Origin of the sequence: Citrobacter sp. Cf125 (genome assembly GCF_030333935.1) — a bacterium.
Taxonomy (GTDB): domain Bacteria; phylum Pseudomonadota; class Gammaproteobacteria; order Enterobacterales; family Enterobacteriaceae; genus Citrobacter; species Citrobacter freundii.
In genome coordinates, this window is sequence record NZ_JAOWEY010000025.1 from 1199963 (window position 1) to 1222015 (window position 22053).

The 22053-nt window shown below is 49.3% G+C and carries 20 protein-coding genes and 1 pseudogene; 5 read left to right on the forward strand and 16 right to left on the reverse strand.

What is annotated here, in order from left to right; translation table 11 throughout:
- Positions 1–17 precede the first annotated feature (17 nt).
- Together OGV89_RS22480 and OGV89_RS22485 are read right to left on the reverse strand one after the other, a co-directional pair.
- Positions 18–167: a hypothetical protein gene (locus tag OGV89_RS22480; protein ID WP_200003372.1), complete on the reverse strand. Its 150-nt coding sequence runs from the start codon at positions 165–167 to the stop codon at positions 18–20.
- A 254-nt stretch (positions 168–421) separates the two neighbouring features.
- A pseudogene (locus OGV89_RS22485) lies at positions 422–1020 on the reverse strand (tyrosine-type recombinase/integrase); the annotation flags it as partial.
- A gap of 229 nt (positions 1021–1249) precedes the next feature.
- Here OGV89_RS22485 and OGV89_RS22490 point away from each other — a divergent pair.
- The 3 genes from OGV89_RS22490 (at position 1250) to OGV89_RS22500 (ending at position 4775) form a co-directional block, all read left to right on the forward strand.
- Positions 1250–1795 (forward strand): TetR/AcrR family transcriptional regulator, encoded by a 546-nt coding sequence (locus OGV89_RS22490; protein WP_088902449.1) that lies wholly within the window; start codon positions 1250–1252, stop codon positions 1793–1795.
- A gap of 30 nt (positions 1796–1825) precedes the next feature.
- Entirely contained in the window at positions 1826–2815 is a 990-nt protein-coding gene (locus OGV89_RS22495; protein WP_088902448.1) for a hypothetical protein, read from the forward strand.
- Between the two features lie 916 nt (positions 2816–3731).
- Positions 3732–4775 carry a ParB N-terminal domain-containing protein gene (locus OGV89_RS22500; RefSeq protein ID WP_286559342.1) on the forward strand — a complete coding sequence of 348 codons (1044 nt, stop codon included), beginning with the start codon at positions 3732–3734 and terminating at the stop codon, positions 4773–4775.
- Positions 4776–4883: 108 nt separating this feature from the next.
- Here OGV89_RS22500 and trpS read toward each other — a convergent pair whose 3' ends face one another.
- The 11 genes from trpS to OGV89_RS22555 form a co-directional block, all read right to left on the reverse strand.
- Positions 4884–5888, reverse strand: a complete 1005-nt coding sequence (gene trpS, locus OGV89_RS22505; protein WP_032935863.1) for a tryptophan--tRNA ligase — start codon at positions 5886–5888, stop codon at positions 4884–4886.
- Positions 5889–6089: 201 nt separating this feature from the next.
- A complete protein-coding gene (locus OGV89_RS22510) occupies positions 6090–7874 on the reverse strand; it encodes a diguanylate cyclase (RefSeq protein WP_088902351.1) in 1785 nt (594 codons plus the stop codon).
- Between the two features lie 119 nt (positions 7875–7993).
- Positions 7994–9103 carry an AI-2E family transporter gene (locus tag OGV89_RS22515; protein WP_003836479.1) on the reverse strand — a complete coding sequence of 370 codons (1110 nt, stop codon included), beginning with the start codon at positions 9101–9103 and terminating at the stop codon, positions 7994–7996.
- Between the two features lie 165 nt (positions 9104–9268).
- Positions 9269–9751, reverse strand: coding sequence for a glutathione peroxidase (locus OGV89_RS22520; RefSeq protein WP_136346163.1), 483 nt, complete (start codon positions 9749–9751; stop codon positions 9269–9271).
- A gap of 84 nt (positions 9752–9835) precedes the next feature.
- Positions 9836–11800, reverse strand: a complete 1965-nt coding sequence (locus OGV89_RS22525) for a putative bifunctional diguanylate cyclase/phosphodiesterase (RefSeq protein WP_003029244.1) — start codon at positions 11798–11800, stop codon at positions 9836–9838.
- A gap of 17 nt (positions 11801–11817) precedes the next feature.
- Positions 11818–12312, reverse strand: coding sequence for a putative pterin-binding protein (locus tag OGV89_RS22530; RefSeq protein ID WP_003029241.1), 495 nt, complete (start codon positions 12310–12312; stop codon positions 11818–11820).
- A 409-nt stretch (positions 12313–12721) separates the two neighbouring features.
- Positions 12722–13363, reverse strand: coding sequence for a helix-turn-helix transcriptional regulator (locus OGV89_RS22535; RefSeq protein ID WP_044712334.1), 642 nt, complete (start codon positions 13361–13363; stop codon positions 12722–12724).
- 127 nt (positions 13364–13490) lie between these two features.
- Positions 13491–14459 (reverse strand): threo-3-hydroxy-L-aspartate ammonia-lyase, encoded by a 969-nt coding sequence (locus tag OGV89_RS22540; RefSeq protein ID WP_003029236.1) that lies wholly within the window; start codon positions 14457–14459, stop codon positions 13491–13493.
- A 27-nt stretch (positions 14460–14486) separates the two neighbouring features.
- Positions 14487–14882 carry a RidA family protein gene (locus tag OGV89_RS22545; RefSeq protein WP_003029233.1) on the reverse strand — a complete coding sequence of 132 codons (396 nt, stop codon included), beginning with the start codon at positions 14880–14882 and terminating at the stop codon, positions 14487–14489.
- Positions 14883–15104: 222 nt separating this feature from the next.
- Entirely contained in the window at positions 15105–15413 is a 309-nt protein-coding gene (locus tag OGV89_RS22550) for a monooxygenase (RefSeq protein ID WP_286559344.1), read from the reverse strand.
- Positions 15414–15449: 36 nt separating this feature from the next.
- Positions 15450–16241 (reverse strand): PhzF family phenazine biosynthesis protein, encoded by a 792-nt coding sequence (locus tag OGV89_RS22555; protein WP_054528350.1) that lies wholly within the window; start codon positions 16239–16241, stop codon positions 15450–15452.
- A gap of 129 nt (positions 16242–16370) precedes the next feature.
- Between OGV89_RS22555 and OGV89_RS22560 the strand changes: the two genes are divergently transcribed.
- Positions 16371–17069 (forward strand): RluA family pseudouridine synthase, encoded by a 699-nt coding sequence (locus tag OGV89_RS22560; protein WP_003836466.1) that lies wholly within the window; start codon positions 16371–16373, stop codon positions 17067–17069.
- 39 nt (positions 17070–17108) lie between these two features.
- On the opposite strand, the gene mdtK is transcribed toward OGV89_RS22560, so the two are convergent.
- A complete protein-coding gene (gene mdtK / locus OGV89_RS22565; protein ID WP_200003815.1) occupies positions 17109–18482 on the reverse strand; it encodes a multidrug efflux MATE transporter MdtK in 1374 nt (457 codons plus the stop codon).
- Positions 18483–18699: 217 nt separating this feature from the next.
- Between mdtK and OGV89_RS22570 the strand changes: the two genes are divergently transcribed.
- Entirely contained in the window at positions 18700–19347 is a 648-nt protein-coding gene (locus OGV89_RS22570) for a riboflavin synthase (RefSeq protein WP_003832752.1), read from the forward strand.
- A 41-nt stretch (positions 19348–19388) separates the two neighbouring features.
- Here the strand turns inward: OGV89_RS22570 and cfa are convergent, their stop codons facing one another.
- Both cfa and punC read right to left on the reverse strand, forming a co-directional pair.
- A complete protein-coding gene (cfa, locus tag OGV89_RS22575; protein ID WP_044699909.1) occupies positions 19389–20537 on the reverse strand; it encodes a cyclopropane fatty acyl phospholipid synthase in 1149 nt (382 codons plus the stop codon).
- 290 nt (positions 20538–20827) lie between these two features.
- Positions 20828–22033 carry a purine nucleoside transporter PunC gene (punC, locus tag OGV89_RS22580; RefSeq protein WP_003836456.1) on the reverse strand — a complete coding sequence of 402 codons (1206 nt, stop codon included), beginning with the start codon at positions 22031–22033 and terminating at the stop codon, positions 20828–20830.
- Positions 22034–22053: the final 20 nt, after the last annotated feature.

Consider the following 22053-nt stretch of genomic DNA (forward strand, 5'->3'; position numbering starts at 1 on the left):
GGCAGCTGCTGCAGAGATTAGTGGGTATAGAGGATAAATCTTAGTTGCTGGCTGGCCACCACATCGAGGCCAAAGACTATGGTATAGACCTCATTGTTCTCAAACTTCTCATGCACCGTCAGCCACTGCAGGATCTTCGGACGAACAAGGCCATATAACAGGTGCATTACAAGCCTGATCCTACCCAATGTAGGCACAACTCTAGCGAGGTTCTGGTTTCAATAAATTCCGAGCTGAGTCCGCCACTGCACTGCGATTTCGCCACCGATTGTAATCGCACTCGATAAAATTAAACACTGTTGTTCGCATCATTTCCCAGCTGGCAATGAGTTCACCGTTGATGCCATATTAGATAGCTCCCTCGGCAACACTTAATGTCCGATCCTGGCACAGGGCTTCTGTTGCAGCCCTGACAACTTAAGACTTCAATCGATTCAGAGATCTCTAACGCATCATCGACTTCAATCCCCAGATAACGGACTGTGCTTTCCAGTTTCTTATGGCCCAACAGAAGTTGGATTACCCGAAGGTTCTTGGTTTTCTTGTAGATTAGGTAAGGTTTTGTTCTTCTCATGGAATGTGTGCTGTAAAGCGTCGCTTCGAGACCAAGCTTTGCTACCCACCCATGGAAAATTCGATTGTATTGCCGGGTTGATATGTGCTGATTAGTTCTGACTCGAGATCGGAACAAGAAGTCTTTACTATGCAAATTGCTAAGCTTTATCAGTGCAGCAACAGATTCTCTTGTCCCTTTGGTTATCTCAAATTGCACAGGACTACCGGTTTTCTGTTGCAACACCGTTGCTCTGCTTGAAACGGAGCTACCATAAGCAACATCAGATACTTTGAGTCTGACCAGATCACAGCCTCGTAGCTTGCTGTCCAAGGCCATATTGAACAGAGCTAAATCACGTGTTTTACCTTCCAGTTCAAGCCGGATTCGGATCCCCCAGATATGAGATATCTGAAGTGGTCTTTTTGGCCGATGATACGGTCTTTGTTCCACGGTAACGTGTTCATACTCAAATCTCCTGCAATGTGGGAGATTTGAGTATGGTTGTCCCTAATGAGCGAAAAGCAGCCCTTGGGGATTACCCCGCAGCGTAAACCAACCACTAATTTCTTTATCTAAAGGTCCATTCGCATGCCCAACTTTCGTTCAGATTTTACCATTCTCATATACTGGACTAGTACTTTCCTGTATCCGGGACATATTGACATGAAACATACCTGCCGGTATGTTTCATGAATGACTATTAATAATAAACGTAAAAAACAGCCCGAAATCGTAAGGGCAACCTTGCTCAGATGTGCGAAAACTCTGGCAGTCAGAAGCGGTCTGTCCGCTATCAGCGTACAGGCGGTATGCGATCAGGCTGGTGTAACAAAAGGGGCTTTTTTCCATCACTTTGAGAATAAGGACGCGCTGCTGAAGTGCGTCTTTGAACAGATGATCACAGATTATTCAGAAGAAATTGGCCGACTTATATCTGCCGACCCCTGTGAGAAAGGTGCATTTACTCGAGCCTATCTGGAGCAGGGGTTCGCAACCCTGAAAAATGCCGGTCTTATGACCTTATGGAAATCAGCCATGGATGATGAATACATCTGTTCCCGCTGGCGTGATTGGTATCAGGGAATGCTTGAAAAACGCGGCGACCTCGACGACAACCCACAACTTACCTTGGTGAGACTGGCCGCTGATGGTTTATGCCTTAGCCTCAGCATGCAGATAGCGCAAGGAGATCCGGATAATCTCATTGCTAAGCTGCGCCAGATGGCGTCCTTACCCTAGAACCAACTTTATTCAATCCTGGAGCAACATATGACCCATCCATTTCTTATTATCGGGGGATACGGCACAGTGGGTTCCCATCTTGTGTCTATACTCAACCAGTTTCTGCCGGAACTGCCTGTTGTGATCGCTGGACGAAATGCGCAAAAAGCCAGTGAAGCGGCATCCCGCTTCAGCAATGCGACCGGCATCGCCGTTGATACACAACGTGCTGACCTGGGGTTAGATCCACAGGCTCAGTTCAGCGGTATTGCCTTGTTGACCAATGATTTATCCACTCACCCTGCAGAATACGCTATTAGTCAGGGCATACCGTACACTAGCATTGCCACTCAACTGAACCACATCGCACCAAAACTTGCATTGTACCTGAATCACCTATCGACCTGTCGCGTTCTCATTCAGGATACCAGCTTTGCCGGGGCGCTAATTTCTGCAGGAATTTTCTGCACTAAAGATTTCAGGTCCGTGGAACAAATCAGGGTGGGCGTGCTGATGGATGAAAATGACCTCGGTGGCCCTGCCAGCATGGCTGATTTTGATGATTTTTCCCAGAAAGAGGCGGGCCTGGTGCTGGAACGCTCGCAGTGGAAGGTACCCCGTAACGGCGATGAGCAGCGGAAATATATCCTGAATGATGGTTCAAGTTTTATTGCTTCAAGCCTGCCAGGATTTGATGCCGCAGAATTGGCTCAGATGACGAAAGCACATTCCGTCAGGGTCGATCTGGTTGTCGGTCAGTCTCCTGGAAGCCTGAAGGGAGACAATCCGTCGGTAGAAATCCTGTATGAGATTGACGGCATCCTTGTCAACGGCCAACATGAGAGCGTGTCATTTCAATTGACCCATCCGAAGGGCCAGTCTTATCTGACGGCCGTCGGAGTAGCCGCAGGTATTGAGTCAATGCTGATGAATGCCGAAAAGACAGGGCTGTATCTGACTTCGCAAAAGATCAATCCAGAACTGATGATTGAACGGCTTGAACGAACCGGGGCAAGACTACAGCCTGTGAAGATGTAAGGGTATAGCTTCTTTTCGCTAAAATTCATGCTATCGGAAACTAAAGCTGCAGGTTCATTTCAATAACATCCCCTGTAAGTCTCCACTCATCACAGGGGTAATATCGACTGGAACGTCCGCTTATGGCACTAAGCAGTCGTAAGAGGGGGCACTGTTTTTCACGTGAGATTTGATTAGTTGAAGGTCATAAGTACGGATGATTAAATCGGTGATGAGAATGTGATGTGCAAAAGACAGGCACACAACAACTCGAAGACTGAACAATGTGAGATGGCTCGAAATGAGCTATGTGAATATGTAAATGAGAGGAATGAATGAACTGTGTGGTTATGGAGCGGTTTTACCACACTTGAGGGCGTGATTTTGGGGGCAGATTTGGGGGCATTTTTAGGGGCAGGGACATGAAAAGGGACACATTAATAGCTGCTATACCCCGCTATTAACTGTCCCTGCAATTTCTTATCTTACTGATATATATGTATGTATTTGAGTTTACGACTGATTGTTTTTTTCCTGTGTAATTGCAGAGTAATTAAGCAAGTTGACTATATTTTGTTGATTTTGCAGCGTGTTTTTTACTCAGGCTGTGCGCTGGACGAATCACACCTGATTGTTAAACTACGTGATGTTTTGCATTCCTGTGTGCTGGAATCACTTAAATCATTACACAGCAACTTAAATAATATTCAGGAAGTAACAAAAACTATTGCCTTTAGTGTTGGCATCCGCAGTATCGTCAATACAAACGTACCTCATACTGACGTTAATCATCCCCCTTCCTGGACGGGGATTGACGCGACTTATCAATAGATTAGTTGGATTCTGGCACAGTACATCTTATTCTGAACGCAACATACACTTGCTGACCGATGGTGAAGGTCATGGGATATTAACCCGTTACTCAGGGAAGGCGGCAATGACAGATTATTGGTGGAAAGACCTGGTTGATCGTAATAACCAGTGGCAAGGGTTGGAACTGACCTTCAAAGAAAATCAAAGAACTGAGCCCGCGATGGAAATGCTCAGTGGCCATTTTGGACGTATGGCATTGCGGCTCGCCGGAGAGCCGTTATTCTGGGCTTCAATGCTTGAAGATCATTCCGGCGTCTGGCTGGTTTTTAATGCAGATCATCCACGGAGTCAGGTGATGCTACCTGCGGTGACCTCTGAAGACATTGAACGGATAAAAGCCAAAGGCGAGCTGATGTGGATCGGCGAATGGTGCCGGTATTTTGTTCGTCAGTTAATGAATACGCCAGCACCGTTACTTTCACCGCAGCGTTGGTTGATAAGACCGATGTTACCGATTCAACCTTCATCACGCTATTCCAGTCCCCAATCCGTTGCGTTAGAAAACTGGCGTTTCGCAGCGCCAGAAAGCACTGAAAATATTAACTGCCAGTGGACGCTGTACGGTGAAGATTTCCCTGTTCTGACGCATCCGGAAAACGTCAGATTGGTTGACTGGTGGTGGGGCGGTTATTTACTACTTGGACGTTATGCCATTCAACCCAATACGGGGCGGTTAAAATGGTGGCGTAAAAAATGCCGAGAGGGGACGTTGCCACCGATACTGGTCTGGTATTTCGCCGGATTAGGATCTTATGTAATCCTCGATGGGCATTATCGATTACAGGCGGCGATTGAAGAGCAGATCCCCCCTTTGTTTCTGGTGCTGAGCGGGCTTACTGAAAAGGAATATCCAGCCGATGCCGTCAATCAGCTGCGCATCGTTCAGTCGCTGGAAAAGCAGCTGGCTAACAATCCCAACTACAGTGTCAATGCGGTAAATCAGACGCTGATTAGCCTCTATGACAGACGATATCTTTACGCGTCAACACATAGCCGCGCTACTCTCGGCGAGGGAACCCAATGGGCTACGGAGGTGGAGCGTTATCTGCAAAAACATCATCTTGATGCGTATCGGGACAAGATTTTTCAGCGGGTTAAGGGAGATTGATTTTTACCCTGGGTTTGGTCGAAAAACGTGAGCCAGTTTCTGATAACTCCCGGCGGTGGCATTCAGACGGGAGTCATCCTTATTTATCGCTCCTGTTGCAACTCGAGTTCAGAACACCGGCAAACCCAGCCCTTGCTTCACTTCTCTTAATGTCTGCTGCGTGATCTCGTGCGCCTGTTCGCTGCCTTTTTTGAGCATTGCCATCAGCATGCCTTTATCCTGAATGTAGGTTGCCCGCAGCTCGCGCATTGGGGCGATGAGTTCCTGCAAGCACACCTCCAGCTCGTTTTTGCATGTCCGGTCACCCAGTCCACCCCGTTGGTAATGCGCTTTCATTTCCGCCACTTTTGCTTTATCCGGATGAAAAGCGTCGAGGTAAATGAATACCATATTGCCGTCGATTTGCCCCGGGTCGGATACTTTCAGATGATTGGGGTCGGTGTACATTGCACTGACCGCGTGATGAATGGTTTCTTCGCTGGCTGACAGGAGCAATGTATTACCAAGCGATTTTGACATTTTGGCATTCCCGTCGATCCCTGGTAGGCGGCTGGTTTCACTCAGCAGCGCTTTGCAGTGCGATAAGACGGGGGCCGGTAACAGGCTATTCATCTTGTGCACGATTTCATTAGTCTGCTCAATCATTGGCAACTGATCGTCGCCGACGGGAACCACTTCGGCTTTGAAGGCCGTAATATCTGCCGCCTGACTGATGGGATAAACCAGAAAACCAACCGGTAACGAGCGGGCAAAGCCTTTCTGCGCAATTTCGTTTTTAACCGTAGGATTACGCTCTACGCGAGCCACGGTGACGATATTCATATAAAGCGCGGTCAATTCCGCAAGGGCAGGCAGGGCCGATTGCAAACAAATAGTGGTCAGTGAAGGATCTATTCCTGCGGCAAGATAGTCGGCAAGTACCTCGGGAATATTGTCGCGGATCTTTTGCGGTGTGCTGCCGTTATCGGTTAGTCCTTGCAGGTCAGCCACCAATATAAACTGCCGATAATCATGTTGCAGCGCGGCGCGCTGGCGCAATGACCCCACATAATGGCCAAGATGCAGCGGGCCGGTGGGACGATCGCCAGTGAGGATGATGGTTTTATTGTTCATGTAAGACTCCTTAGTCATAAAACCGAAAGGGGTCTCTAAATGCAAATAACCGCCTTTCGGCGGTTATCTAAAAATGGGAAAAACACATTCTGACCGCCTTTAAGAAGGCAGCCACCACAGGTTGTAATTAAAAGCGGTGATATCGTGTTTTGTGTTCATTGAATTAACATATCACCGCCTGGCGTTGAGGTAAAGCCATGTTCAACTGGCCTCCAGCATGCCAAAGCTCACGATGCGCGAACGTCCCAGCTCTTTAGCGCGATACAGCGCCACGTCTGCAGCACGCAGCAGGTTGTCGCTCTGGGCGTGCTGCGGATAGCTGGCTACGCCAATAGAGACATCGACGTGACCAATTTCAGAGACGCCAAAGCGCAGCGACAGTTCGCGTACGCCGTTATAAATATCCGTCGCAAGGCGGTTGGCGGCCTGTTCATCCGTATTGGCCAGCAGCACCAGAAACTCCTCACCGCCATAGCGGAAGGCCATGCCGCTGTCGTGAACCACGCGCTGAATGGTGGCGGCGATACTTTTTATCACGCTGTCTCCCGCCTCGTGACCAAAGCGATCGTTAATATTTTTAAAATGGTCGATATCGATCATCAGGCAACTGATCGGCTCCTTGTTGCGTACGGCCTGGCTCATCTGAGTGCGTAAGGTATCTTCCAGATGATGACGGTTACGCAGACCAGTTAGCGGATCGTAGAGCGCTTTCTCCAGCAGGGCGTCACGCAGACGCTGGTTGGCTAATGCGAGGCCGAGTGCTTCTGCCATTAGCTCCAGATACGCACGAGAAGGGGTGGAATCATCGCTAAGGTTCTGGAATGAGAGCAGACCGATGGCTTCTCCTTGGGCAATCAGCGGAACGCACAGGGTATGTTGCTGGCATGAATCCGGCAGATGGTAGCAGGCGATATCTGGTTCACCTTGTACCGGAGGGTGGCTCTGGCCGCGGCGCACAGCCCAGCATTCGTCCGGGTGGAACGCATCCGCTTTACCCTGCGGTGAGAGCCATTGTGCAACGCAGCGCATTTGCCAGGGTTCCCGGTCCAGTATGTAAAGCCGCCCGGCAATACCTGGGGCAATATTCGGTGCAAACAGTTCCGCCACATTGATGACATCGGCAAAATTCTCGCAGCCCTGCAGGCGCTGCGTCATACGTGCCAGCAGATCGCGGATTGCCCAGTCGGCATCTCGCTCCTTCTCCAGTCTCTGACGAGCCAGACCGTTCTCGCGGAAGATCCGGATCGCCTGTGCCATGTCGCCTATTTCGTCTATCTGGTTAAAGCTGGGCGTCTCAACGGCATAATCCTGCGATGCGAGACGGTTTACGACATCGCTCAAACGCACGACGGGGCGCAGGACACGACGCTTTAAAATGAAACCGAGAACGAATAAAAACAGCAGCGCCGTCAGACCGACCATCACTTCGGAAGCCGTCCGCAGCATGCGGGATGACTGGGTTGCATCTTCAATCGTGTTGCGTACGCGGCTATCGAGTAACTGGCGGAAATGATCTATACGGTCCTGGGCTCGCTCCAGTTCCTGTTCATAGGCTTTCCCGTACAGCAGGGTGATGGCCTGCGACTCTTCTCCACGCGCGACGCTGGCAAGCGCCTCGGCCTGCTCATCCTGCAGAGCATCCACAATCTGCAGCCCTTCGTGCAATAGCGCCAGCTCTTCATCCGTTGCACCAAGGTCTTTGAGCTTCGACAGACGATGCTCAACGGCTTTCAGCGACGCTTCTTTCTGACGGTAGGCGTTGAGCACCTCAGGATCTTTTGCAATAACATAGTCGCGCGCCAGGTCGGACAGCGACCAGGCGTCAAGCTCCACTTCTTCGGTCAACTGATCGAATTGATAACGCTGCTCTACCACCTGGCGTTCGGTGTTATCGGCGCTGGATGCCATCAGCATGACAATACCGGAGGCGATGGTCAGACATACCGTCGCGCTATAGGCCCAGTTGGTGATTGTGGCAATTCGCACTAATTAGTTCCTTCTGCGACGATTAATGAATACGCATGATTGAAATTATAGAAAACGTATGATTTTGCGTGAAAATAAAAAAGGCGGTCCGAAGACCGCCTTTTGTTATCGTCCGGCCATCACAGATCTGGAGGATTTTTTCCTTCTTCCATAAAGGCTTCGTCAATTCCTTCCACGTTACCTTCATGGTCACGCCCGGAAAACAGGTTCCAGCAGGTAATGAATAGCGCGGCAATCAGTGGGCCAATCACAAAGCCGTTGATACCGTAGATCTCCATTCCACCGAGGGTGCTTATCAGGATCAGGTAATCAGGCATTTTGGTGTCTTTACCTACCAGCAGCGGGCGCAGGATATTGTCCACAAGCCCAACGATAATCACAAAGAAGCCAACGATAAACAGCCCTTGCCATAGCTGATGGGTGGCGAACAGAAATATTGCTGCTGGTACCCAGACGATCGCTGAACCGACGGCGGGCACGAGGGAGAGAAACGCCATCAACGCGCCCCACAGAACGCTACCGTCGATATCTACAATCGCAAACGCGATGCCGCCAAGAATACCCTGAACCAAAGCGACGACCGCCGTGCCCTTGACTGTTGCCCGCGTCACGCCGACGAATTTTGCAAACAGGTGCTGTTTGGCAAAATCAGAAAGCGGTAATGAGTCCAGAATCTGGCGCACCAGGTACGGTCCGTCCTTCAGTAAGAAGAACAGTAGATACAGCATGATGCCGAAGCTAATAGCAAAGCCGAATGTTCCTTTACCAATCAGGAACGCGCTGCCGGCGAGGTACTGTCCACCCTGCAGCACGACATCGGACAGTTTTTTCTGGATCTGCGCGACATCATCCAAATTGTGTTCTGCCAGAAAACCTCTGGCCCAGTCAGGAAGATACGAAAGAACAGAAGCGACGACCTCCGGGAACTGCGTGTCATTCTGTTGCAGTTTGGTGTACACCACGTTCAGTTCAATGGCCAGCGATGACAGGATTACCATCAGCGGGATAAAGACAATCAGACAGATAATGACGATGGTAATCAACGATGCCAGTCCGTTGCGTTCGCCAAGCGCGCTGCGCAGTCTGTTTTTTACCGGGTTAAAGATAGTCGTTAGTATCGCGGCCCACAAAATGGCGGAAAAGTAGGGGGACAGCACATCGAAGAACGCCCAGGTCACGAGGGCAAGTATGAAAATGAAGAAACCTTTAGTCAGTCCGTTAAATCGCATTAGTGAACCCTGTAATGAAAAGCAGTCCAGACTATAGAACCGTTCAGGGGATTTACCAACTTTAGCTGAAGATTGCCGCTTATTTTGGCTAATACGGTGACTTACTGAAGATAAAAACCAATGAATATCCACAGTATTAATGTGATATTCGAATGACAGCAACCATTAGATTTTTAGTGCATCAAGGATGACGGTTTCTATTTTTTCTGGAGTGGTGAAGGGGGCAAAACGCTTAAGCGGTTTTCCGTCGCGTCCGACCAGAAATTTAGTGAAGTTCCACTTGATCCTCCCACCCAGTATGCCGGGTAATTCATCTTTCAGGTAACGAAATACCGGATGTGTAGCGGCACCATTAACCTCCACTTTCTCAAACATTGGAAAACTCACGCCGTAGTTGACGTAGCAGGTCTGCGCGATTTCGTCGGCCCCACCGGGTTCCTGCTTACCAAACTGGTTGCAGGGGAAACCAAGCACCACCAGGCCCTGTGTGTTGTATTTCTTATACAGTGCTTCAAGGCCCGCATATTGTGGCGTAAAGCCACAATGGCTGGCGGTATTAACCACCAGTACCAGTTTGCCTGCATAGTCGGCCATTGAAATAAGCTGACCATTCAGGCTTGTGGCGGTAAGTTGATGAAAAGTGCTCATTTTTTAAACCTCAGGTCAGGGTGAGTTTAGCGTCGACATTGCCACTTAGCGCGTTACGGGCAGTTGAAGCCTGATAGAAAATCTTCATGGCATCGTTTTTCTGTTGTTTATTGGCACAACTTGACCATTTCTGATTTCCTCATTGACACAAGGTTGAGGTTTACCAAACAGATATCCTTGGGCGAAATCGCAGCCCAGCGCCTGAAGGCTTTTTAGTTGTTCCTGCGTTTCAACACCTTCAGCAACAGCCTTCATATTGAGGGATTTCGCCATGCCCGTGATCAGTTTGATGATATTAAGCGCATCTTCATGTGTGGATATTGAATGCACAAAAGACTTGTCTATTTTAATTTTATCGAAGGCAAGCTTGCTCAGGCGCGAAAGAGAAGAATATCCGGTACCAAAATCATCGATGGAGATTTTTACGCCCAGGGCTCTGAGCTTATTAAGCGTATTCATCGGTGTCGTACTCTCAGTGAAGAGAGAGGACTCTGTTACTTCCAGTTCAAGACGATCGGCTGGGAGTCCAGTTTCTTTCAGAATAGACAGTACGATACCGACAAAGGCTTTGCTGCTTAGCTGGACAGGAGAGACATTTACTGAAATTTTAGCAGGAACCGCCCAACAAGCCGCTTCCCTGCAGGCAATTTCAAGCACTGCTTTCCCCATCTCATTAATCATTCCGGTTTTTTCAGCAACAGGAATAAAACTATCCGGCGACAGGAGGCCCTTCAGAGGATGGAGCCAACGAATTAGGGCTTCATAGCTATAAATTTCCTGGCTGAAGGAGTCAACAATGGGCTGGTAATAAACCACGAATTCTTTGTTCACTATTGCCAATGCCATATCATGCTCAAGCGTTCTGCTTTCTTGTAGCTTTTCTAACATTCGTTGTCGGAAGACTTTTATCTTACCTGAGCCTTCACCTTTGGCTTCATAAAGGGCCAGATCGGCAAATTTATAAAGATAGTCGGAACGACGTTCAGTGTCTGAGATAACAATGCCAACACAGGTGGTTATGTTGATAATCGTGTTATAAATAGTGTAGGGCTGGCTGATAAATTCACATATTTTCTGGGCCCGCGAAACGGCGTGGCTTTCTGTCAGGCCACTTGAGAGAAACGCAAATTCATCTCCACCCAGGCGATACAGCGTATCCGAAGTAAGGCTCATTGAAACCAGTCGGTCTGATATCTGGCGTAGCAACATATCACCGGCATCATGACCATACGTATCATTTACCTCTTTGAATCGATCTAAATCAAACAACATCACAGTCACAGAATCGTGATTTTTTTCTGCTATCTCAATTGTTTTATTTAAATCGCTCCAGAATAGTTGACGATTATTCATCTCGGTAAGAGAGTCATGGTAGACGTCATATTCCAGTTTAGCATTCTGGATTTGCAGCTTTTCCTTAGATTTCTGCAGTTCTTCGGCAAGACTCTTGACCTGCAGGTGCGCCCGCAGAATATTTCTGTTTTGATAGAAAATGAGCACTCCCAGAATTGCACTCAGTATTATCAGAAGCACCGAGGTTGCTGAGTAAATATAGTACAGCGTTTGAATTTTTTGGTTGGCGTTATTGATCGAGTTAACATCTTTGTTTAACGCACCAGATGAAAGACGACCCAGTGGCGCATCCAGAGTATGCATTTTTTTCAGATAAGCCTGGAGTGCTGAACGGTTCATTTTCTCTAGATTAACATCCAGAAAACTAAGAGTGTTTTCAAGTTTTACCGCCAGCTCACGGTGGGCTATATTGCTTTCTATGTAGCGCCCCAGGTCACCTTCTTTTATTAAATCACTCTGGCTGAGCATAATGTCGAGGCGCATGCGTACATCATCGAGATTCATCGTGTCATCGATAGTGTAAAGACCCAGCAATGACTCGAATCGGTAATATTGTGATACCAGCTGAGCAGCAGACCAGGAATCGGTGTAGTGAGTCAGTTTCTGTAACTCTTGTTGCCGTTCATGCACGAGGAAAGAGATATATCCGGTAGATATAAAAAGAAAAAAGATGATGCCAGCCAGTATTCTGTTCATGATGTTCCTCTGAACGTTTACTCAATATCCATACTACTGACCTGCCATGCAGACCTTGAATAATAAATCTGATTATTCAGTTCCGGCATGCTGTCATAGGGGTACACAATGAATAAAGGACCTTTATCACGGATGCGCATATATTTTCCGTTGATTTTTAACGCAAGGATGGCATTGTATTTTTTGAAATCACTGAGAGGGATTACGGTGGTGTAGTCATTGAGCGCAGTGACCTTTACAACCGAGCCGCTCGCGCCGACGTAATCCATGAGCTTTTGTAGTGGAATACCCGTAAAAGTAGTGCGTCCATTATACCAGGGGGAGGTGGTCTGGAAACTGACCATGCCCAGCTTCTCAAGGCTGGCGGTATCAAAAACGGCTTTCCCGTCTGCATTTGTATTTTCAATATTACCGGACAGCGTTAAAAGAACTGTACCGGAAGGCTGGGGAAGTTCACCTGCCCAGAGCTGGGTGGTGAGCACAAAGCTTACTAACATTACGATTAACCGCATTCTTACCTCACCAATCAGCCGGATGTAAAAGAATTATAATTTAGATATCACTCTATTTATATATATTGCATAGGTATTATTGATGCAATAAATTCAGCTTTATTTTTATTCCTCTAAATCAATGGGTTAGATTTTGTTTGTTTTATTATGATGTTTAATCAATGCTGATGGTGTTATTTGAGGAAAACGTAATCTCACTATGTATGTACAAAAATAAATCATTTATTGACTCAGTGCCAATAAATGCCTACGAAAATAAAGGTTTATTTTTTCCCAGCGGCGGGGCGTTGTTTACTGGTTGGTGGCTATATCGGATACGAAGCGGGCCAAAGTATAGCGGGAGCGCTTCGTGTCGGTAAGCAAGATCAGACTTTTTATACTGCGGCTGGTGTAGTTCAACTGAACCCATTTATTCACCCGCCTGAACTGACTGGCGGGCATACAGGTAGGCGGTGGCCCTTGATACGCCCAGATGCTGCGCCACCGTATCCATAGATTTGCGTACGTTCAGCAAACCGTCCTGGCGTAATTGTTGAATCAGCAGCTTACGGTCTTGAGGTTTAAGGGCTCGGGCCGTCGTAGCGCGTTTAGCGGCAAAGTCATCAATACGCTGGCGGATGACTTCGTTACTGCCGGGATCGATATGTTCCTTAATGGGGGAGTTTTCGGTTTCAGTAAAACGCGCAAGAGCACTCTGCATACCACGAAACAGCGTCATATCTACATTCAGACAGAGAGCTGCTACGTATCTGCCTTCTTCGTCCTTGATGCCAATTGAGGTACTTTTCACCGGGCGACCATCGGCAAACTGATTACTGTAGTTTGCAATGATGCTGGGAAAGTCAGGCGATGCGATTCTCGCCAGGCCAAGCTCGGTTGCTGGCTGGCCGGGTTGACGTCCGGACAGATTATTATGGATGGATAAAATGGCATGTTCAGGATTTTCGAGGTCATGAACCACCACTTCGCAAAACGGAGAGAAGGTCTCACTCAATCCCCTGGCGATAGTATCAATTTGGCTGAGAAGCGAGTTATTGTCGGTTTTTGGCATGCCAGTCTCCTGCGGTGATGCCTGTTGCCATGATTGCGAGCAGTTTACAGTGACCTGGGATCGTTTTTCCAGACGGCAATGTACAGACAGTAACATTAGGGTATCTGCATGACAGATACCCTGTTTATCATCCGGCCAGAAATTCACTGTAGCGGCTGATATCCACGTTTCCGCCGCTGATGATAATGCCGACTTTCTTGCCGCGAAGTTCAGCTTTGCGCGCTCTGGCGGCAGCAAAACCCAGACACCCGGTCGGCTCAACGACGATTTTCATGCGTTCAGCGATAAATTTCATTGAGGTGATTAACTCAGCGTCTGAAACCGTCAGAATATCGTTCACGTTTTGCTGGATAATCTGAAACGTATAGTTCCCGAGATGTTGGGTCTGAGCACCGTCAGCAATGGTTTTGGGCGTATCGATATGAACAATTTTTCCGCTACGAAACGACTGTTGACCATCATTACCCGCTTCAGGTTCGACACCATAGACGATGCAGTCAGGAGACAGATGTCTGGCCGCCAAAGCGGATCCTGAGAGCAGGCCGCCACCGCCCAGACAAACGAAAAGGGCGTCTAACTGACCCACTTCTTCAATCAGCTCTTTTGTGGCGGTGCCCTGGCCTGCAATCACGTGCGGATGGTCGTAAGGGGGGATCAGCGTTAACCCCTGTTTCTCTGCCAGGTCCCGACCAATTTTTTCACGATCTTCAGTATAGCGATCGTAAGTTACCACCTTTCCGCCATAGCCTTTTGTTGCTGCAACTTTAGCTACCGGAGCATCATGCGGCATGATAATTGTTGCTGGAATCCCCAATAATTTTGCCGACAGTGCAATGGCCTGCGCATGGTTACCGGAAGAAAACGTCACGACGCCCGCAGCACGTTGTTGTGGTGTGAACTGGCGTAGCGCATTCATAGCGCCGCGAAATTTGAAGGCGCCCATTCTCTGGAAGTTTTCGCACTTAAAGAAGACTTCCGCGCCAAATTCTTCATTAACCGTTCGGGATGTCATCACCGGCGTTTTGTTAGCATAATCTGCGATGCGCTCTGCCGCAGCGGCAACATCGTTATAATCAGGCAGTGTCATTTCAGTCATTGTTGTTCACCTGTATGTTGTTAAATGTCACGCTTGCGGGGCCAACGCCATAGCTTCAACTTCCAGCGCAAAACCATAATGAAGTTCCGCAACACCGGCTACAGCACGGGATGGACGGAAATCACCGATCCACTCCCCATAGATTTTGTTAAACGTCGGCCACTGATTCATATCCGTCACATAGACGCGAACTGACACCAGATGCTGGCGGGAAACTCCAGCACCCGCCAGACAAGCATCAATATTCTGTAGCACCAGCCGGGTTTGATCTTCAAAAGAGGCATCCGCTTTTTTCTCGCCGTCGAAAGTGACCGGCAATTGCCCGGAAATGAATACGAAACCGCCAGCCGTTGTACTGTGCGAGTAATGACCTGCTGGCGGGAAGCTTCCAGCAGATGAGTTCAGTGTAATGTCCGCGGACATAATAAACCTCCTGTAGCTGATGATTCACTTTGTATAAAATAATACAATTTGTATTATTTTATACGCCTATATGCCACTTTCGGCTAGAGATAATTTTCGCGGGTGATGATTTTGTGAACTATTGCAAATGTGGCTAACGTAAATCGCTAACCTGGGTAGGAACGAAGAGGGGAAGGCAGGAGAGTGAAGAAACGCCCCGGGCGGGGCGTCTAAGGCAAAATACTAGCCGATGTGACCGTGGTTAATTTTACTTAACGGTTCATTGATATCGAAGATTTTGAACGTCACGTCTTCCACACCCAGGTGCTTCAGGCGGGCGGTATGCTTTTTGATATAGGCCTGAGCGGTGTTTTCGTCCTGGAACAGGTAGATGCCACCCGCTTCGTGATTTGCTTCGTTCTCGGTCCAGATTTTCCAGATGAACCCCGGCTCCTGGTTGATTGATTCGGCCAGTTCAACGAGCTGATTCGACATCTTAGCCCCAAACGGACCATGAAAATCAAAGTGTATCTGTACGAGTTTGTTCGACATAAATCCTCCATGGATTGGTTATTTCGGGTAAGGCTGCTAGCGCAGCAGCACTTTACCGGTCAGATAAGTTATTGCCTGTCCACTGATATAAACACGCGTTCCTGCTAACTGACAGCGTAAATCCCCGCCGCGCTCAGAGACCTGGCGCGCCAGCATCTGTGTTTTATTCAGTTTTGCAGCCCAGTAAGGGATCAGCATGCTATGTGCCGAGCCTGTGACCGGGTCTTCCGCGACGGCTTCACCCGGGCAGAAGAAACGGCTGACAAAATCGTATTCCCCGTCACCCGGCGCGGTGATGCACACCATTTTCCCCAGCGGAAGCATGGCGTGGATGTTTGGGCGAACAGCCTCAACCTGCTGTTGATTTTCCAACACCACCATGTAATCGCGTGCCACGCGCATCTCTTTGTATTCGGTGATGCCTAATGTTTCCAGCAGTAAAGCGGGCGGCACGGCAGATTCGCTTTGCCAGGCAGGAAAATCGAGCGTCAGCCATTCACCGCTGCGCGTGACCGTCAGCGGTCCCACAAAGCGGGTAGCAAAATGGATTTTTGTATCCGGGTAATCCAGATGTTCAAAGATGACATGCGCGGCGGCAAGCGTGGCATGCCCACACAGATTGATTTCACCCTGAGTGGTAAACCAACGCAGCTCAAAACCATTCTCATTGGCGACAAAAAAAGCGGTTTCTGACTGATTATGCTGCTGCGCCATCTTTAATAATGTTTCATCGGGTAACCAGTCCGTGAGCGGACAGACTGCTGCGGCATTACCGCCAAACGTCGTGGTGGTAAAGGCATCCACCATGTAAAAATCGATTTGTTGCACAGAATAACCCTCTCATCGCACTCAGGATAAATCACACTCTACCATGCCAGCCATTGGGTCAGCGCTCCGATTCGCCACTGCGGTGAAAATTCGTTATCATCCGTCCCCACACCTCATTCTGGCCGCCTGATGTCTACGATCCTCGATACCTTTATTGCCCCGCCTTGTCATGACGAGATAGAGATCCTCTATCGGGACGAGCATCTGGTGCTAATCAATAAACCCAGCGGGTTACTTAGCTTGTCGGGCAAAAATCCGCAGAATCTCGATTCGGTACATCATCGGCTGGTACAGATTTACCCTGGCTGCACGCTGGTACATCGGCTTGATTTCGGCACTTCTGGACTGATGGTGGTCGCCCGTAACAAGGCTATCAACGCTGCGCTTTGCCAGCAGTTCAGCCAGCGTACGGTCACTAAGGTGTACAGCGCACTGTTATGCGGGCATCTGGAAAACGACGAAGGAGTTATCGATGCAGCGATTGCCAAAGACCCGTCGCTGTTTCCATTAATGTCAATTTGTGCTCTCAACGGCAAACCCGCACGTTCGCGCTATCAGGTTGTCGAGCGCTTTTATCATCGTCAGGAAAAGGGGGCGTTGCTCCCCTTGACGCGGGTACAACTGATGCCTGAAACCGGGCGGACCCACCAACTGCGGATCCACTGTCAGCTGTTGGGACATCCGATTTTAGGCTGTGATTTGTATGGCGGGCGTCTGCTGCCTGGCACTGAAAGGGTGCCGCGACTGATGCTGCATGCCAGTGAACTGCATTTCAGGCATCCCATTAGTGAAGCGTGGATGAACGCCCAAAACGCCAGTCCGTTCTGAGGATGTAAAAAAAGCCGCCAGACGGCGGCTATTTAGGCATTATCGTGCAGCTCGTTGCAATATAACCGCTGACGGCTGGCGTTGCAGAAAGCGCATCCGCAGCATCATCAGCACCGCCGCAGAGGTCAGGCCGATAATAAAGCCCATCCAGAATCCTGCTGGCCCCATGCGGTCAACCACCAGATCGGTCAGCGCCAGAATATAGCCACTCGGCAGACCCAGCACCCAGTAGGCTGTAAAGGTTATAAAGAAAATGGAACGCGTATCTTTATAACCACGCAGGATCCCGCTGCCAATAACCTGGATAGAGTCCGATATTTGATACACCGCGGCCAGTAACATGAGCTGCGCGGCCAGGGCGACAACTTCCGGATTATTGTTGTAGAGCAGGGCAATATGCTCGCGGAATGTCACGGTGAAAAGCGCCGTTACGACCGCCATGCAGACACCGACACCCAGACCCGTTCTGGCTGCAGTTTGTGCATCCAGCGTGGAGCCCTGGCCCAGACGATAACCGACACGAATGGTGACGGCAGCAGCCAGAGACATCGGCAGGACGAACATTAACGAACTGAAGTTCAGTGCGATCTGGTGTCCGGCCACGTCGACAATCCCCAGCGGGGAAACCAGCAGAGCGACCACCGCAAACAGCGTTACCTCGAAAAATAACGCCAGCGCGATAGGTAAACCCAGTTGCACCAGACGCTTCATTACTGCGGTGTCAGGTTTCTGGAAACCACGCTCATTACGGATATCGCGCATTGAGCGCGCACGTTTGATGTAAGAGAGCATGGCGATAAACATCACCCAGTAAACAGCCGCCGTAGCCACGCCGCAGCCTACGCCGCCCAGTTCCGGCATGCCTAAATGTCCATAAATGAAAACGTAGTTAACCGGAATGTTCACCAGCAGGCCGAGAAAGCCCATCACCATCGCTGGTTTAGTTTTGGCTAATCCTTCGCACTGGTTACGGGCTACCTGGAAGAACAAATACCCCGGTGCACCCCACAGCAAGGCACGCAGGTAGCCAACGGCTTTATCCGCCAGCGCCGGGTCAATGTTATGCATGGAGCGAATAATGTACCCTGCGTTCCATAGCACAACCATAATCAGCACGGAGACGCTGCCCGCCAGCCAGAATCCCTGACGTATTTGATGGGCGATACGGTCGCGGCGTCCGGAACCATTGAGTTGCGCAATGACCGGCGTCAAAGCCAGCAGTAGTCCATGACCAAACAGAATGGCAGGTAACCAGATAGAGGTACCAATGGCGACTGCCGCCATATCAGTAGCGCTGTATCCGCCCGCCATGACGGTATCAACGAATCCCATTGCGGTTTGAGCGATTTGCGCAAGAATCACCGGTATTGCCAGAGCTAATAACTGACGCGCTTCACTTACATACTTTTGCACGTGTACACCACTATATTGTTGTTATTTGAGAGACTAAAAAAGCCGCCTTATATGGCAGCAAGGAGAAAAAGCAGGGGAAATTTCAGTCTATTGTAGCGAGGAATACGTAATTCTCCAGTGAAAAAACAGGCGCTGGTGGCGCATTGCTGGCAACCTGAATTTCCACCTGCTATTGTGCTGTGCAGAGATGTCTTAATTGAGTTCAGGAGTAGGAAGTATGTTTACGGGTATTGTGCAGGGCACCGCAAAATTGGTGTCCATTGATGAAAAACCAAATTTTCGTACGCATGTTGTGGAGTTGCCTGAATATATGCTGGATGCGCTGGAGACCGGCGCATCGGTTGCCCACAATGGGTGCTGCCTGACGGTCACCGAAATTAACGGTAACCAGATAAGCTTTGACCTGATGAAAGAAACGCTGCGTATCACCAATCTGGGCGATCTGAAGGTCGGTGATTTGGTTAACGTTGAGCGTGCGGCAAAATTCAGTGATGAGATTGGCGGACATTTAATGTCGGGCCATATTATGACCACTGCCGAAGTGTCGAAAATTCTGACCTCGGAGAATAACCGTCAGGTGTGGTTTAAAGTCCAGGACCCGTCGCTGATGAAATATATCCTGTACAAAGGATTTATTGGTATTGACGGTATCAGTCTGACGGTCGGTGAAGTGACGCCGACGCGTTTCTGTGTGCACTTGATCCCGGAAACGCTGGAGCGTACGACGCTTGGCAAGAAAAAGCTGGGCGCAAGGGTCAATATCGAAATCGATCCCCAAACGCAGGCGGTGGTTGATACTGTTGAGCGTGTACTGGCGGCGCGTGAAAGCGCCATCAGCAACATAACGGGCGAAGCGGGAGCCTAAGCCTGAGAGTTAAGCCCTCGTTGATACGGGGGCGATAACGATTAACGGGGAACGCGCAGGCCGTGTTCAACGCCGCGAGAAAATACCACCTGCCATAACTGAATATCGCGAGCTCGAAACGCTCCGGCACAAGCGTTCAGATAATAGCTGAACATCCGCTTGAAACGTTCGGTATAGTTATCGGCGATTTCAGGCCAGGAGTTAATGAAACGTTCGTGCCAGGCCATCAGCGTCGTGTCGTAATCCGCGCCAAAATTATGCCAGTCTTCCATTACAAAATGTGGCTCGCTGGCGTTGGCAATCTGGCGAACTGATGGTAAACAGCCGTTCGGGAAGATATATTTATTGATCCACGGATCAACGTTATTGTCGGTCTTTTTGGAGCCGATGCTATGCAGTAAAAAGAGACCATCCGGTTTTAAATTGCGATCGACCACGTCAAAATAGGTGGCGTAGTTTTTCGGCCCTACATGCTCAAACATGCCGACGGAAACAATACGATCGAATTTGTCATTCAGGTCACGATAATCCTGCAGCAAAATTGTGACATCAAGCCCCGCACACCGTGACTGCGCCATTTTCTGCTGTTCTGCCGAAATGGTTACACCCACCACGCTTACGCCATATTGCGATGCCATAAACTGGGATAAGCCGCCCCAGCCGCAGCCTATATCGAGCACCCGCATCCCTGGCTTCAACTGCAATTTTTCAGCAATCATTTTTAGCTTCGCCTGCTGGGCAGATTCCAGGGTGTCGGCATCTTTCCAGTAGGCGCAGGAATACTGCATATAGGGGTCCAACATGCGAGTAAAGAGATCGTTGCCTAAATCGTAATGTTCTTTGCCGACAACCCATGCACGCTTTTTGGTCTGCAAATTGAACAAGCGAGCAGCGGCAATTCGTAACGTATCTTTGAAGTGGCGGGGGAGTTGGTTTTCAAGACCGGCGCGCAGGACTTTACTAAAAAACATATCCAGCCGGTCACATTCCCACCAGCCATCCATATAACTTTCACCCAACCCTAACGATCCTTCCTGCAATACTCGTTTGAAAAAATCGGGGTTCTTTACGCGAATATCCGCCGGTGCCGGACCATTAATGGTAATGCCTGCACGGCTCAATAATTCATTGGTGATGCGGTACCAGTCATCATCCGGTACGCTGACGTCTTCTATACACGATGAACTCATAGCTTCTCCATCACTGGTCGGTGATCAGAACCTTAAAACAGCGTAGACGCTTTTTTGGGCTTTGTGAGAAATCTCACGGAATTAATCCGTGAATCTATAATCCGACGTAGAACAGAGGAAGGGAGGAACCCTTGCCGAAAAGACCATCCGTGGGAATACGGGAACATTCTTGTTCCCGTTAACACATAAAAATTATCGTTTTTTTAACATCCGGAAATCAGTATAGGCCTGAATTTTTGACGATTCAACCGATAATTCTTAGCGGGCTAATTAATTGCCCGCGACAATTATTAGTGAGACTCTCCGTGGGCAATTTGCGCGCGGTCATCTGTTTGCGGGGCGTCAGTTTTCTGCGATTGCATTTTGTAACCCACAGCAGCCAGCAATACCGTGGTCAGCATAACGCTGGTAGTGGTGAGCAACGGGGTAGCAATCAACCAGGAAACGACAAGGCTTGCCAGGAAGCATAAACCCAGTTGCAGCGTATTCTGCAATGCGGCAGCGCGTCCAGTGGCCTGTGGGAAAGGGCGTAATGCCTGCGCGACAACGATAGGGTAGATTGCGCCATTTGCAATCGCCATAACGCAGAATGGGATCAGGATTTCAGCCAATGCGACATGATGAATAAAGCCGGTCGCCCAGGTGCCCACAACGCTGAAGGCATACAGAATGAGTAACCAGGGCAGCAGCTGACGACCCTGCCATTTTTGCAGCGCAGCACGACAGCCGTAACCACCGATTAAAAAGGCGATAGTTTGCGGAACATAGCTCAGACCAATTACCGCTGGGCTATAACCCATTTCGCTAAGGATGAACGGGGAACCCGTCAGCCATGCAAAAAAGCTCGCGGAACAGGCGGCATAAATCAGCACGTTTCCACGGTAAGTTTTCGAGCGCAGCAAGGTGGTGAAAGTCAGTTTATCCTGGCTGTCATCGCGTGCTTTAGCTGTAGGCTTTAAACGCAGCGCCGGAAGCATCAGAATCAGAGTAATGGCGAACAGGGTGGCAAAAATGGCCTGCCAGGAAAAATGTACCAGGATCCAACTACCTAATAACGGGGCGAGGGCAGGTGATAACCCGACCAGCGGCATAATGGTGGCAAAGATGCGGTTTACTTTTTGTGAAGGATAATAGTCGGTAACCAGCGCTTGCCAGATAACCGATGCTGCACAGACGCCAACGGCCTGAACAAATCGCAGTACCAGCAGGCCTGTGGCGTTTTCAACCCACAGCATGCCCAGACTGCCCAGTGCGAAGATAGATAAACCCAGCAGCAAAATAGGCTTGCGACCATAGTGGTCAGAGAGCGGTCCCCACAGCAGTTGTGCGACGGCAAAACCGGCTAAGAACAAGCTCAGGCTAGCGCTGACGGCAGATGCAGGCGTTTGCAGATCGGACTGAATTGCGGCGAAGGCGGGCAGATACATATCTGTTGCCAGAAAGCCGAGCACGCTAAGGCCCGCCAGCCAGACTAAAAACCCTTTCCCAGGTTGCATCATCATTTCTCTTTTTTTAG